Below are 13,475 nucleotides of genomic sequence, written 5' to 3' on the forward strand. Positions count from 1 at the left end.
GAAGTAAGGCTGCATAAACCTTTACGAGAAATGAGGAGAGATGAGCATGCAAAAACTGCCGGAAGACTATGAGGCCGTCCTGCCGAAACTTTACATGCTGCATTCGGGTGAAGAAAGCAAGGGAATGGAATCCTATCTGGTCATGAAGCGGATCATCGACATCTTGTTCTCTGCCCTGGGGCTGCTGTTCCTGCTCCCGCTCTTCGCAGTGGTGGCTGTCCTGATTAAGCTGGAAGATCCGAAGGGCAAGGTGTTCTTCCGCCAAATGCGGGTCGGCAAGGACGAGAAGCTGTTCCCCATGTACAAGTTCAGATCCATGGTCTCTAATGCCGAGGAGCTGAAGGAGAGTCTCATGGCCTATAACGAAGTAAGCGGCGCGATGTTCAAGATCAAGAATGATCCCCGCATTACCCGGATTGGAAGATTCCTGCGCAAGACCAGTATTGATGAACTGCCGCAGCTCTGGAACGTGCTGATGGGGCATATGAGTCTGGTGGGTCCCCGTCCTCCGCTCGTTGAAGAGGTGGAGCAGTATACGGAATACGACAAGCAGCGGCTGATGGTAACCCCCGGCTGCACCGGCTACTGGCAGGTGAATGCCAGAAACAGCGTCGGCTTCGACGAGATGGTTCAGCTGGATCTCACGTATATCCACATGCGCAGCACAATGCTCGATCTGAAGATTATCGTCAAGACGGGCCTGATGCTGCTCGGTTCCAAGAATGCTTATTAAAAATATGGAAATTAGGTGATGCCGATGTTCGTACACGGAACTGTACCTGAGATTTCCATTATCATATGCACCTATAACCGGTCGGCGCTGCTGGTCAAGACTCTTCATTCGCTGCTGCCGCTGGAGAATTTGCACCAGGCCGAAATCATCGTCGTGGATAACCAGTCCACGGATGATACGGCGGCCGCCATTAAGGGGTTCATCGAGAACTATGGTGCCGATATGGATATCCGTTATCTGCTGGAGCCGGTTCAAGGGCTGTCTGCAGCCCGGAACACAGGAATTCTGGCTTCCAAATCGCAGCTCATCGCCTTCCTGGATGATGATGCGATCCCTTGCCGGACCTGGATTACAACCATTGTGAACACCTTTGCGGATAAGCCGGAGGTGATGGCGATGGGCGGCAAGATTGCTCCGATCTTCGAGAGCAAGCGTCCGGATTGGCTGATCAAGCCGTTCGAGCTTCCGTATACGATTGTCGATCTGGGGAACCGGATCAAGGAGTATCCGAAGCGGCTTCACCCTTGCGGTGCCAATATGGCGATGCGCAAGCCGGTGTTCGATATCAGCCTGTTCCCTCTGGAGCTGGGCCGCAAGGGCGATTCGCTGCTATCGGGTGAAGAGACCTGGCTGTTCAGCCAGCTGCAGCAGGAAGGGCATTCGATTCTCTATCATCCTGAGATGGCCGTCGATCATTTCGTTCCGGCGAACCGGCTGACGGAGGACTGGATCATGAAGCGGTATTACAGCCAAGGGATATCGAACGCTATGAAGAGTGAAGGAATGAAAGGGCATCTGCTGCTCCTGGGCAAGACAGGCGCCAAAGTGATCTACATCCTGGCAGATTCCATTCTATCCCGCAGTAAGGGAAGGAAGCTGCTGAATAAATGCCGGCTGGAGAGTATTCGCGGAACTCTCCATATGATTCTTAACCGGAAGAGGGAATCCGCAGCGGGGTGAGGGGAGGACGCGCGATGACCAATTTTGAGTGGGGCACCAAAATCAATAGTCTGCCATACGGAATGCTCTATCTCGTAACTGCACTGTTCCTCGGAACAGCCGTCATCTTCCAGCCGGTCATCGCAGTAGCAGCCGTATTCTTCATTCTGCTGCTGGTTGCCTCCCTGTCACGCCCCGAGCTGATCAGCTATTTCGTTCTGCTGACCACGGCGGTCTCGATTAACTTCTTGTACAGCGGGAGTATGTTCGGTATTGAGATCCTGTCGCTCTATAAGCTGGTTATTCTGATGCTGCTGGTGCCGTGTATCCTGGTCAATGGCCTCAGGTTCAAGCTTAGCCCTCCCTTATGGGCGATGCTGGCCCTGATTCTGCTCACCTTCAGCTTCTCCATCTGGCTGCCGGAGATGAGCACATCGATTGCGGTCAAAGCCTTCATCGGACTGTCTCTGCCCTTCGTACTTCTGCTGATCAACTGGAAGAAGGAGGTTGCCGAGAAGCAGATCCGGATCATTACCTTGCTGCCGCTGGTCAGCATGCTGATAGGCGTGGTGCTGCAAGCTGCGAATATACATTCACTGGTAGCCGTGGAGTTCACAGGTGCGGTTCGGGTGCAGGGGGCCAACATTCCGCCTCACCTGGCGATGCTGGCCTTCATGGGAGTAGCGATCGCGTTCATCGAGATCAAGCGCAGCACGCAGCATATCCGGTTCAATTACATCATGCTGGGGCTGAATTTCTTCATTTTGGTGATTACAGGCACGCGCGGGCCGATTCTTGCCCTGGTGCTGATGGTGCTCTATTACTTCTATGACATCTCCCGCGCTTTTCTGAAGGGCAAGAAGAAGTACCTGATCCCGCTGCTGTGCTCGCTGCTGGTCATCACCGCGGCGGTATATATGCAGCTCGACAACCTCAAGAAGCGCTCCTTCGAACGGACGACCGAGACGGGAATTGACCTGTCGGGGCGGGCGGAGGCCTGGGAGTACTTCCTGAACAAGGCGGCGGATTCGCCGCTTGCGGGACGGGGGCTTGGGGCAGTGACGGTGGCGAATGACGGAACGCTCTACGGAGGGTTCGTGGTTCCGCATAACGAATATATCCGCTTTTATTACGATGGGGGATACGTTGGGGCCATCCTGCTGCTGCTGTCCTTGCTCGCTGTGTTTCTTATGGTATACAGAGTTCTTTTGCCGGCGGTCAAACCTTATTATTTGCTCTTTATTGCAGCATTTCTGATCTATTCTTTCACGGATAACACGCTGTCGACGGTCCAATTCATCATCCCGTTCTGTTGGTACCTGAACTGCCTGTACCGATCTTCACAGCTGGCCGATTCCCCACAAAAAGAAGTGATACGATGAACCAAGTGAACATGTTCGATGTCAATTTCGATAACTATGATTTCATGGACCTGCTGGATTATATCGACAGAACCATTCAGGAGAGGAACCAGTCCTACATCCTGACCTGCAATGTCGATCATGTGATCAAGCTGCGCAAGGACAAAGAGTTCCGGGAAGTATACTCCGAAGCAGGTGCCGTAGTCGCGGACGGGATGCCGCTGATCTGGGCGTCCAAGATGCTCGGTAAGCCGCTGAAGCAAAAGGTGTCCGGCGCTGACCTGTTCAGCCGCCTGGGCAATGCGTTCGAGCAAAGGCAATACCGGTTGTTCTTCCTCGGTGCTGCCGAGGGTGTGGCGGAGCAGGCTACGAAGAATCTGAAGGCCGCCTTCCCTGGCATCAATGTAGTGGGCTGTTACTCTCCTTCCTACGGCTTTGAGCACAACGAAGAAGAGAATCAGCGGATTATCCAGATGCTGACCGAGAGCCAGCCCGACATTGTATTCGTAGGGGTAGGCGCACCAAAGCAGGAGAAGTGGATCTATCGCCACTATACCTCTTATCAGGCGCCGGTCTCGATTGGCGTGGGCGCAACCTTTGACTTTCTGTCAGGCTCGGTGAAGCGGGCCCCGGATTTCATGCAGAGAACCGGTATGGAATGGCTCTGGAGGCTTAGCCAGGAGCCGGGCCGGTTATGGAAAAGATACCTTGTCGACGATGCCCAGTTCCTGGTGCTGCTGCTCAAGGAGATGCGCAAACGGGGTAAGGTGAAGAACAGCAGTACGGATTGAAGAAAGCGGCGAAAGACGGGAGGCAGGGAATGAAGATGCTAAGCAGAGATGAGAATAGTCTGAATCTTCCATCGGCACAGGCCGTGAAGTCGGCTGTAATGATGACCTTGATCTGTATCTCGGCGCTGGCCCTGCCGCTTGCGATCGGCTTCGCCAGTGCGAACCTGAGCGCGTCGAATAGCCTGCAAGGCATCATTCTGGCAGGTATCCTCTTTCCGGCCTTGCTGCTGGCCCTGCTGAATACACGGATGCTCATCCCGTACACGCTGCTGATCTGGGCGGTTGCCCCGGAGCTGCGGCGGATTGCGGACTGGTACGAAGGCGTGTATCACTCCGTCTCCCTGCTCAGTCTGGCCCCGCTGCTGACCGGAGCGACCTTAGCTATTCCGGTGCTGCGGGAAATTCACCGGATTCGCAAGTCCTCCACCCGGATTATACTGTTGTTCTCCGTCGCACTGGCCTACGGCACATTGATCGGTCTGGCGAAGAACGGCATCGGCTCGGTATACGATCTGGCGAATTACATCGTACCGCTGCTGCTGATTCCTTTCTTCGCGGTCACGCCGTTTAAGCCGAAGGATATTGACCGGCTGCTGTACGCTTTTGCCAACATTGCCGTGCTGGTTGCGGTCTACGGGATCGTGCAGTATCTGACCGTTCCTCCCTGGGATGCCTTCTGGATGCGGAATGCCGATATGATGTCCATCGGGACTCCCTATCCGCTGGAGATCCGGGTCTTCTCGACCCTGAACTCTCCGGGCCCGGCAGCAACCTTCCTGGTCTTCGCTCTGGTGCCGATGATTCTGGAGAAAAGATGGCAGGGTACCCTGCGCTGGCTCGGTGTTCTGCTCGTAGTGGTCTGCCTGCTGACTACGCTCGTCCGGTCCGCCTGGCTGGTCCTGCTGGTGATGCTGCTGGTCTACATCGCTTCCTCTCCCTCCAAGGGTAAATGGAAGACGTTACTGCAGCTCGCCTTCGTGGCAGCCGCGCTGTTCTGGATCGTGCCGAAGCTCCCTGGAGCAGAGGGGCTGGTGGCCCGGATGGAGACCCTCACCTCGGTGCAGGAGGATCATTCCTACAATGAACGCCTCAGCCTCTGGACCAACATGCTGCCGATGGTGGCAGGCAATCCGGTAGGGCAGGGGATAGGCAGTGTAGGCCAGGGCACCAAGCTTGGCAACGGCGGAGAGCTGGGGGAATACGGCAATATGGATAACGGCTTCATCGCGCTGCTGCTGACCTTCGGCGTACTGGGCGCATTGTTCTTCTTCGGGGCACTCGGTGCGGTCATCAAGGAGATCGGCGCCAGAGTCACCCGCAGGAATGAACTTCAGCCTTACGCCAGACTGGCGCTGGCGGCGTGGATGGGAGCTGTAGCCAGCCTGATATCGGATAACGGCTTTCCCGGTCTTAAGGGGTATCTGATCTGGATGCTGATCGGACTTGGCCTCAGCGCCAAGGAGCTCACTCAAAGCAGAAAGAAGGGACTACCGCATGCAGCAGTCAAGCGCCAAATCACTACCCGCTAACCGGGTATGGTCCACCTTCCGGAGGTTCACGAAGAGTAAGGACAATAGCTCGGCTGCTGTCAAAACGATGTTCGTCAGCGTGCTGATCCTGCTGGTCAATATGCTGACCGGCGTACTGACCGCCCGTTATCTCGGCCCGTCAGGCCGGGGGGAGCAGACAGCGATGGTGAACTGGTCGCAGTTCCTGGCCTTCAGCATGAGCTTCGGCATTCCCTCGGCGCTGATCTACAACGCCAAGAAGAATCCGCAGGAAGCCGGGGTACTGTACCGGATCGCCCTGCTGATCGGACTGACGTTCGGAACCATTGCGATGACAGTCGGAATACTGGTGCTGCCTTATTGGCTCGGGTCGTTCAGTCATGAGGTAGTGGTCTTCGCCCAGTGGTCGATGATTCTCTGCCCGCTGATTGTGGTGTCGCAGATCAACAACGCGGCCTTCCAGTTCAGAGGGGATTACAAGACCTTCAACTGGATGCGGTACCTGGTGCCGCTGCTGACACTGGGAGCCATCGGAATTCTGATCCTGACCGGTTATATGAATCCTTATACAACTGCACTGGCTTATCTGGTTCCGTCGGTTCCGCTGTTCATCTGGATGACCATCCTGCTGCTGCGGACCTACAAGGTCAAGCTCCGGGATTCCTATCTTAATTTCAAAAGATTGTTCACCTATGGTCTGGGCTCCTACGGAAACGATCTGCTCGGACAATTCTCGGTATACATAGACCAGATCATCATTGCCGGATTACTGAGACCGGCAGATCTGGGGCTCTATGCGGTAGCGGTAAGCCTGTCGCGTATGGTGAATTTCTTCGCGAATTCGATCACGGTGGTGCTGTTCCCGAAGGCCTCCGAGATGTCGAAGGATGAAGCGGTTGCCCTTACCTTCAAGGCTTTCCGGATCAGTACTACCTGTACTCTGCTTGGAGCAGTGTTCCTGATGCTGGTAGCGCCTTTTGTCATCCCGCTGCTCTACGGCAAGGATTTCAACACCGCGCTAACCGTGTTCCGCCTGCTGCTGCTGGAAGTAACCATCAGCGGCGGGACGCTGATTCTGGCTCAGGTGTTCATGGCGCTGGGCAAGCCGAAGTTCGTATCTATCCTGCAGGGGGTCGGCCTGATCCTGGTGATTCCGCTGCTCTTCCTGCTGGTGCCGAAGTTCGGATTGTTCGGAGCCGGGGTGGCTATGCTCTCATCAGCTGTGCTGCGGTTCCTGTTCATTATTCTCAATATCAGGTACAACCTGAAGGTTAAGCTTCCGCGGTTGCTCATTAACGCCCAGGACCTTCAGTGGATGAAGACGACGATGAATTCGTATATTCGTAAGAAGCCTATGGATGTGTAGGCAGTTAAGGGTTCGATTCAAGCGTTTTGAGTAATCTCAAATGTTTTGTATTTGATTCAGCGAGCCGAGAACACGAGGTGAGCCCCTTATCTGCTTAAAAAACCATGGGATGGTGTTGGAGAAGCGGAGGGGAAGTTTGGAGCTGTAGGAACGAAGTATCCGCCTTTGTTCTCTGATTTCACCCGCTAACAGCGGTCCAATCAAGGAAATCAGAGAACAACAGCGGCCAGAAGCCCAAACATTCCCCGCAGCGACGACACACACCAGACCATATAAGGAGGATACCTATCATGGATTCAGTAACAAGCGTGCTTGGCGGCCGGGGCAGTTACCCGATCTCGGCAGTCATCATTGCCCAGGACGATGAAGTTCGGATATCCAAAGCGATTCAGTCCTGCCGGTTATTCGCCGATGAGGTGGTTGTAATCGACGGAGGAAGCAAAGACGGGACCGTAGGGCTATCCGAGAGCCTGGGATGCCGGGTGTATGTCAACCCATGGCCCGGATATGCGAAGCAAAGGGAATTCGGAGTGGAACGTGCCATCCATGATTGGGTCTTCCTGATTGATACCGACGAAGTGGTCAGCGAGGAGCTGGCCCGGGATATCCTGGAGCGCAAGCCGGGACTGACCGATGCTACGGTGGCGTTCTCGCTGTACCGGATTGGCGATTTCCTCGGCAAATGGCTGGATAAAGGCGAGTACCTGGTGCGGCTGTATAACCGCAAGGAATACGGTATCCGCAACTCTCTGGTGCATGAGATGCCCGAGGTGTCCGAGGAGCGGACGGTGAAGCTGAACGGAACGCTGTGGCATCAAGGCTTCCGCAGCATCAACGACCATGTCGCCCGGTTCAACAAATACACCGATCTGGAAGCAGAGAGCGCGTTCGCCAGCGGCAAGCCGTTCAAGCTGAGCCACCTGCTGCTGCGTCCGCCGGCACGGTTCCTGCAGAAGTATTTCCTGCATGGCCTGTTCAAGAAAGGCATCTCGGGCTTCGCAGTATCCGTCTTCTGGGTGATGTATGAATTCATGGTCGGCTTCAAGCATTACGAATTGCACAGCGCAGGCAGGCTGGCCCGGCACAACGAAGCAGGCCAGGCCGAGAAGGAGAACAAGGGGGAGAGAAGCTATGTCGTACAATGACGGACTCAACATTATGACGACCGGCCTCAGCTGGCCCTCGTTACAGCCCGGAGGACTGAACACCTATTTCAAATCCGTGTGTGAACAGCTCTCTTCACGGAACCGGGTGCATGCCCTGATTTGCAGCCAAGAAACGCCGGAGACGCCGCAGGAACTGATCATCCACAATGCCGGTGATCCGAAGGAGACGATCTGGAAGCGCAAGGATGCCTTCCAGCGCAAGGCGGCCTCCCTGATGGGGGATGGCAGCGGGCGGATTGATATCCTCTACACCCACTTCGCGCCTTACGGCATCGGGCCGGCGATTGAAGCGAAGAAACGCGGAATTCCGGTGGTGATGACCTTCCACGGCCCCTGGAACGAAGAGATGAAGATCGAAGGTCAAGGCATCAAGCATAAGGTCAAAACAACGATTGCCAAATCGATAGAACATAAGGCTTACAAGCTGGCCGACAAATTCATCGTCCTCAGCGATTACTTCCGTAACCTGCTGCACGAACTGCACGGTGTACCGCTGCACAAGATTACGGTCATTCCGGGAGCGGCGAATGTCGAGCGGTTCACCCCCGCCCCGAACCGGCTGGCGGTCCGCCGGACGCTGAATCTGCCGGAAGGCGCAACCACGGTCCTGACGGTCCGCAGACTGATGAACCGGATGGGGCTGCTGCAGCTGCTGGAAGCCTGGAAGCAGGTGGCGGAGCGGTTCCCGAACGCGATTCTGCTGATCGGGGGCAAGGGCCCGCTGCGCGGGGAGCTGGAAGAGCGGATCGCTGATTATGGGCTGGGCAACAAGGTCCGCCTGCTCGGCTACATTCCCGATCATGAGCTGGCCTCCTATTATCAGGCAGCGGATATGTTCGTTGTTCCTTCCCAGGCGCTGGAAGGCTTCGGCCTGATCACCGTTGAGGCTTTGGCCTCGGGGCTGCCGGTGATGGCTACGCCGGTCGGCGGCAACAAGGAGATCCTCCAGGGCTTCCGGCCAGAGCTGCTGTTCAAGAGTGCAGCCAGCGAGGATATGGCGGAAGGCATGATTCATATGTTGAGCAACCGAAAGCTGCTGCCGGGCCGGGACGAATGCCGGAATCATGTGCTGGAGAAGTATACCTGGCAGCATGTGGGCGACAGGATTGAGTCTGTATTCCTCGAAACCTTGGGAAAGGGTGTGAGCGTAGGATGATCAAAGTCGCTTATATCGACCACACCGCCAAATGGAGCGGGGGCGAGGTCGCCCTGTTCAACATCCTCACCAACATCGGTGAGCAGATTGAGCCGCTGGTGATCCTGGCGGAGGAAGGCACGCTGGCGGAACGTCTGCGGGAGAAGGGCATCGATGTCCGCATTATCCCGCTGGATGAGAGCATCCGCAGCCGCGGCCGCAATACCGTGAACCTCGGGGCTCCGGCGGCTGCGATGAAGCTGCTGGCTTACGGACGCAAGCTGGCTCCGCTGCTGAAGGAGGAGAAGGTGGATTGTGTGCATACCAATTCCCTGAAATCGGCCTTTTACGGAGCCGTCGCCGCCAAAAAAGCAGGTGTGCCGCTGATCTGGCACATCCGGGACCACATCGGGGCGCCTTATCTGAAGCCGGTTGTCGCCAAGGCGATCCGGCTGCTGTCACGCCTGCTGCCGAACGGGGTCATTGCCAATTCCCACTCCACGCTGAATGCCCTGGAGCTGCCGCGCTCGAAGAAGACGCTGGTCGTCTACTCGGCCTTCGCCAAGGCCATCGGCGAAGGAATCGGCCGGCGGGAGCGGAAGGACTTCAACGTCCTGCTGGTCGGGCGGCTCGCCCACTGGAAAGGCCAGCATATTGTGCTGGAAGCGGCCAAGGCCTTCAAGCAGGACAGCCGCGTGAAATTCTGGCTGGCCGGTGACGCCCTGTTCGGGGAGGAAGAATACAAACAGGAATTAATCAAGCAGATGCAGCAAGATGACATCACCAATGTCAGCCTGCTGGGTCATGTGGATGATATACAAGGACTCATGAACCAAGCGGATTTATTGATTCATACGTCGATCACTCCTGAGCCGTTCGGCCAGGTCATCGTCGAAGGCATGGCGGCCGGACTTCCGGTGATTGCCTCCAATGAAGGCGGACCGGTAGAGATCGTAGTTCCTGGTGAGACAGGACTGCTGATCCAGCCCGGAGATGCTACTGTACTTGCAGACTCCATCACCTGGATGCTGAACCATCCCGAAGAGCGTAGACGGATGGCGGACAATGGAATGAGACGGGTGAAAGAGCATTTTGTCATCGAGAACACGGTCAAGGATATTGTCGCTTACTACAAAGGTCTGCTGGCAGTTACCTGACCTTCCCGCTCCATAATGCTTAAGGCTTGCATCATATCTGTCTCTAGCCATGCGTGTACTGCTTAATGATGCTGCTCCATAAAACTTTGAGGATGATTCACATGAAAATTGCGATCGCGCACGATTATTTAATCCAGATGGGCGGGGCGGAACGGGTGGTGGAGGTTTTTCATCACATGTATCCGGAAGCTCCGATCTTCACAACGGTTTTTAACGGAAGCCGCCTGACCGATAACCTCAAAGATGCCGATATCCGGGCCTCCTGGCTGCAGAAGATTCCGGGAGTGAAGCGTAACTTCAAAGGGGTGCTCCCGCTCTACCCCATGGCTGTCCGCGATTTGGACTTCAGCGGGTATGATATCGTTCTTAGCTCCAGCAGTGCTTTTATGAAAAGCATCCAGGTGCCCGAATCCACCTTCCACCTGTGCTACTGTCATACGCCGATGCGTTTCGCCTGGGACTATGACACGTACATGGAGCGGCAATCGAATTCAGGTTTATTCAAAAGACTGCTCAAGGTGTATATGCAGCGGCTCAAGAACTGGGACCAGCGCACCTCCAAAAATGTGAACCAGTTCGTCGCCAACTCCTCCGTCGTGAAGACGCGGATTCAGAATTATTACCACCGCGATTCCGATGTGATTTTCCCGCCGATCAATACGGCCCGCTTCACCAGCTCCCCGAGCATTGGAGATTATTATCTGATTGTCTCGCGGCTGGTCTCCTACAAGCGGATTGATCTGGCGGTGGAGGCGTTCAACCGTAACGGGCTTAAGCTGTATATTGTCGGGGACGGACCGGACCGTAAGCGTCTGGAAGGCATGGCCAAAGGGAATGTATCGTTTCTGGGCCGGCTGGAGGATGAGGAAGTCACAGGGCTGATGTCCCAGTGCCGGGCGTTTGTTTTTCCCGGGGAAGAGGATTTCGGCATCACGCCGCTGGAGGCGAATGCTGCTGGAAGACCGGTCATTGCCTATCAGGCCGGGGGAGCGCTGGACACGATTATTCCATACGTTAACGGCGTGTTTTTCCAGCACCAGGAAGTTGATGATTTGCTTAAGGCCATTGATGAGGTGGAGTCCTATGCGTGGGATATCGACCAGATTATGGGCCATGCACGCAAATTCGATGAGCAGGCGTTTATGGTTCAGTTCAAGCAGTATGTAGAACAGGCCTACGTCAATTTCCTAAAAGGAGGATGAAAGTATGAAACTCGCAGTGATTGGTACCGGCTATGTAGGACTTGTATCAGGCGTATGCTTTACCCTAAATGGAAATCATGTCATCTGTGTGGATAAGGATGAGGAGAAAATCAATAAGCTGAACCGGATGGAATCTCCCATCTATGAGCCGGGCATTGAGGCCCTGATCGAAATGAATCTGCGCGAGGGCCGGCTGAGCTTCTCGTCCGATCTTCAGGAGTCGGTCCGCCGCTCCGATATCGTCATTCTTGCCGTGGGTACACCTTCCTTGCCGGGCGGCGAAGCCGACCTGAGATATATTGAAGGAGCGGCTGCTGAGATTGCACAGGCGATGGAAGGCTACAAGATTATTATGACCAAGTCGACCGTCCCTGTTGGCACTAATGAGCGTATCCGCCAGCTGATCTCCTCCCTCACGAATCATCCCTTCGATATCGTCTCTGCGCCTGAATTCCTCCGTGAAGGCTCTGCCATCCGCGACACGCTTCATCCCGACCGGATCGTCATCGGACTGGATAATCCGGCCCTTGAGCCAACGATGCGCGAGCTTCATCAGGGCTTCACAGAGAATGTATTCGTCACGGATATCCGCAGCGCCGAGATGATCAAATATGCCTCGAATGCTTTTCTGGCGACAAAGATCTCCTTCATTAATGAGATTGCCAACATTTGCGAAAAGGTAGGAGCAGATGTCACCGAAGTCGCAGGCGGCATGGGGATGGACCAGAGAATCGGTTCGACCTTCCTGCAGGCCGGTATCGGTTATGGCGGCTCCTGCTTCCCGAAGGACACCAATGCGTTGATCCAGATTGCCGGTAACGTGGATTATGAGTTCAAGCTGCTCAAATCCGTCGTTGAAGTCAATAAAGGCCAGCGCTTCATGATTATCTCCAAGCTGCATGAATCGCTTGGCAGCCTGCGCGGCGCGGTCATCGGCATCTGGGGGCTTGCCTTCAAGCCCAATACCGATGATGTCCGCGAGGCCCCGGCCCGTGAGATTGTTGAGGCGCTGGTAGCCGAAGGCGCCATCGTGAAGCTGTATGATCCGATTGCGGCCGATAACTTCCGCAAGGAATACGATCACCCGCAGCTCCGCTGGTGCGGACTGGCGGAAGAGGCTGCCGAGGGCAGCGATGCTGTCTGCCTGCTGACCGACTGGAGCCAGTTCAAGGAGATCAACCTGCACCAGCTCGCCGGAACCATGCGCCGCCAGGTGCTGATCGACGGCCGCAACGTCTATAGCAAAGAGCAAATCGAAGGCACCGGCCTCGAGTACATCTCTGTCGGCCGCCCGCAGATGGGCGGGCTTAGCGGATTCTCCGCCAGCGTGGCTGGCGCGGTGTAAGGCCGGCTCAGCCTTGCTGAACGCGCCACGCCGGGGGTGGTCTGCGCGGTGAAATAAGAGGTATAAATCCCCTTGAATGCGCCGAAAGTGGGCTGCGCGGTGAAAAGAGAGGGATAAATCCCCTTGAATGCGCCGGAAGTGGGCTGCGCGTTGAAAAGAGAGGGATAAATCCCCTTTAATGCGCCGGAAGTGGGCTGTGCGTTGAAAAGAGAGGTATAAATCCCCTTTAATGCGCCGGAAGTGGGCTGCATGGTGAAATGAAGAGCATTAGTGCCCCTGATTTCTCGAATGTTGGCTAAATGAGCAAATGAAGAGCACAAGTGCCTGTACTTAAACTAACCAGCTTCTGCCGCCGCAAACTTATGCGGCGAGCCCTTGGCACAAGAGTCTTGAATTCCGGTCTTGAATTCCATTGTCTTGGATTCTCTTGTCCTATACTCTTGTTCTTTCCAGCCGCTAACTCAGCGGTGACGCCTTGGAACAAGCGGCACTTAAGAGTCTTTGAGCCTCTGAGCCTTTGAATCTTTCGCCGCTGGAACAATATAGCGGCAGCCCGGCCCCCTTGCCGCTACAACAAGCGGCAATACCCGGATCTTTAGCCGGGAGCTTCGCCTGCGGGCGAAGCGGATATAAAAAGTAAAGCCGGTTATGAAATGGAGTGGAGAGGAATTTTGGAGCTGTAGGAGCGTTAGCGTCCGCCTTTGTCTCCGGATGTTATCTGCTGCAAGCAATATAATCAACAACATCTGGAGACAACAGCGGCCGTAAGCCC

At 55.4% G+C, this 13,475-nt stretch carries 11 protein-coding genes; all 11 read left to right on the forward strand.

What is annotated here, in order from left to right; translation table 11 throughout:
- The first annotated feature begins 40 nt into the window (after positions 1 to 40).
- Positions 41 to 733 carry a sugar transferase gene (locus tag NSS83_RS24965; protein ID WP_341141726.1) on the forward strand — a complete coding sequence of 231 codons (693 nt, stop codon included), beginning with the start codon at positions 41 to 43 and terminating at the stop codon, positions 731 to 733.
- Between the two features lie 24 nt (positions 734 to 757).
- Positions 758 to 1,693: a glycosyltransferase gene (locus tag NSS83_RS24970; RefSeq protein WP_341187094.1), complete on the forward strand. Its 936-nt coding sequence runs from the start codon at positions 758 to 760 to the stop codon at positions 1,691 to 1,693.
- 14 nt (positions 1,694 to 1,707) lie between these two features.
- Positions 1,708 to 3,054, forward strand: a complete 1,347-nt coding sequence (locus tag NSS83_RS24975) for an O-antigen ligase family protein (RefSeq protein WP_341187095.1) — start codon at positions 1,708 to 1,710, stop codon at positions 3,052 to 3,054.
- A complete protein-coding gene (locus NSS83_RS24980; RefSeq protein ID WP_341187096.1) occupies positions 3,051 to 3,824 on the forward strand; it encodes a WecB/TagA/CpsF family glycosyltransferase in 774 nt (257 codons plus the stop codon). The genes NSS83_RS24975 and NSS83_RS24980 overlap by 4 nt, the downstream gene beginning before the upstream one ends.
- Positions 3,825 to 3,922: 98 nt before the next feature.
- Positions 3,923 to 5,353, forward strand: a complete 1,431-nt coding sequence (locus NSS83_RS24985; RefSeq protein ID WP_341188067.1) for an O-antigen ligase family protein — start codon at positions 3,923 to 3,925, stop codon at positions 5,351 to 5,353.
- Positions 5,319 to 6,698 carry an oligosaccharide flippase family protein gene (locus NSS83_RS24990; RefSeq protein WP_076157063.1) on the forward strand — a complete coding sequence of 460 codons (1,380 nt, stop codon included), beginning with the start codon at positions 5,319 to 5,321 and terminating at the stop codon, positions 6,696 to 6,698. Before NSS83_RS24985 ends, NSS83_RS24990 begins: the two co-directional genes overlap by 35 nt.
- Before the next feature lie 290 nt (positions 6,699 to 6,988).
- Entirely contained in the window at positions 6,989 to 7,843 is an 855-nt protein-coding gene (locus tag NSS83_RS24995; protein ID WP_036693614.1) for a glycosyltransferase family 2 protein, read from the forward strand.
- Positions 7,830 to 9,020, forward strand: coding sequence for a glycosyltransferase family 4 protein (locus NSS83_RS25000; RefSeq protein WP_341187097.1), 1,191 nt, complete (start codon positions 7,830 to 7,832; stop codon positions 9,018 to 9,020). Before NSS83_RS24995 ends, NSS83_RS25000 begins: the two co-directional genes overlap by 14 nt.
- On the forward strand, positions 9,017 to 10,156 hold the full coding sequence (locus NSS83_RS25005; protein ID WP_341187098.1) for a glycosyltransferase family 4 protein: 1,140 nt from the start codon (positions 9,017 to 9,019) through the stop codon (positions 10,154 to 10,156). The genes NSS83_RS25000 and NSS83_RS25005 overlap by 4 nt, the downstream gene beginning before the upstream one ends.
- A 101-nt stretch (positions 10,157 to 10,257) precedes the next feature.
- Positions 10,258 to 11,358: a glycosyltransferase gene (locus tag NSS83_RS25010; RefSeq protein WP_036693619.1), complete on the forward strand. Its 1,101-nt coding sequence runs from the start codon at positions 10,258 to 10,260 to the stop codon at positions 11,356 to 11,358.
- A 4-nt stretch (positions 11,359 to 11,362) separates the two neighbouring features.
- Positions 11,363 to 12,703: a UDP-glucose/GDP-mannose dehydrogenase family protein gene (locus NSS83_RS25015; protein WP_341187099.1), complete on the forward strand. Its 1,341-nt coding sequence runs from the start codon at positions 11,363 to 11,365 to the stop codon at positions 12,701 to 12,703.
- Positions 12,704 to 13,475 lie beyond the last annotated feature (772 nt).

Source organism: Paenibacillus sp. FSL H3-0469 (assembly GCF_038051945.1).
Taxonomy (GTDB): Bacteria; Bacillota; Bacilli; order Paenibacillales; family Paenibacillaceae; genus Paenibacillus_AQ.

Bases quoted from the DNA above. Each gene is read 5' to 3' on its own strand.
- NSS83_RS24965 (WP_341141726.1), top strand. From the start codon at position 41: ATGAGCATGCAAAAACTGCCGGAAGACTATGAGGCCGTCCTGCCGAAA.
- NSS83_RS24970 (WP_341187094.1), top strand. From the start codon at position 758: ATGTTCGTACACGGAACTGTACCTGAGATTTCCATTATCATATGCACC.
- NSS83_RS24975 (WP_341187095.1), top strand. From the start codon at position 1,708: ATGACCAATTTTGAGTGGGGCACCAAAATCAATAGTCTGCCATACGGA.
- NSS83_RS24980 (WP_341187096.1), top strand. From the start codon at position 3,051: ATGAACCAAGTGAACATGTTCGATGTCAATTTCGATAACTATGATTTC.
- NSS83_RS24985 (WP_341188067.1), top strand. From the start codon at position 3,923: ATGATGACCTTGATCTGTATCTCGGCGCTGGCCCTGCCGCTTGCGATC.
- NSS83_RS24990 (WP_076157063.1), top strand. From the start codon at position 5,319: ATGCAGCAGTCAAGCGCCAAATCACTACCCGCTAACCGGGTATGGTCC.
- NSS83_RS24995 (WP_036693614.1), top strand. From the start codon at position 6,989: ATGGATTCAGTAACAAGCGTGCTTGGCGGCCGGGGCAGTTACCCGATC.
- NSS83_RS25000 (WP_341187097.1), top strand. From the start codon at position 7,830: ATGTCGTACAATGACGGACTCAACATTATGACGACCGGCCTCAGCTGG.
- NSS83_RS25005 (WP_341187098.1), top strand. From the start codon at position 9,017: ATGATCAAAGTCGCTTATATCGACCACACCGCCAAATGGAGCGGGGGC.
- NSS83_RS25010 (WP_036693619.1), top strand. From the start codon at position 10,258: ATGAAAATTGCGATCGCGCACGATTATTTAATCCAGATGGGCGGGGCG.
- NSS83_RS25015 (WP_341187099.1), top strand. From the start codon at position 11,363: ATGAAACTCGCAGTGATTGGTACCGGCTATGTAGGACTTGTATCAGGC.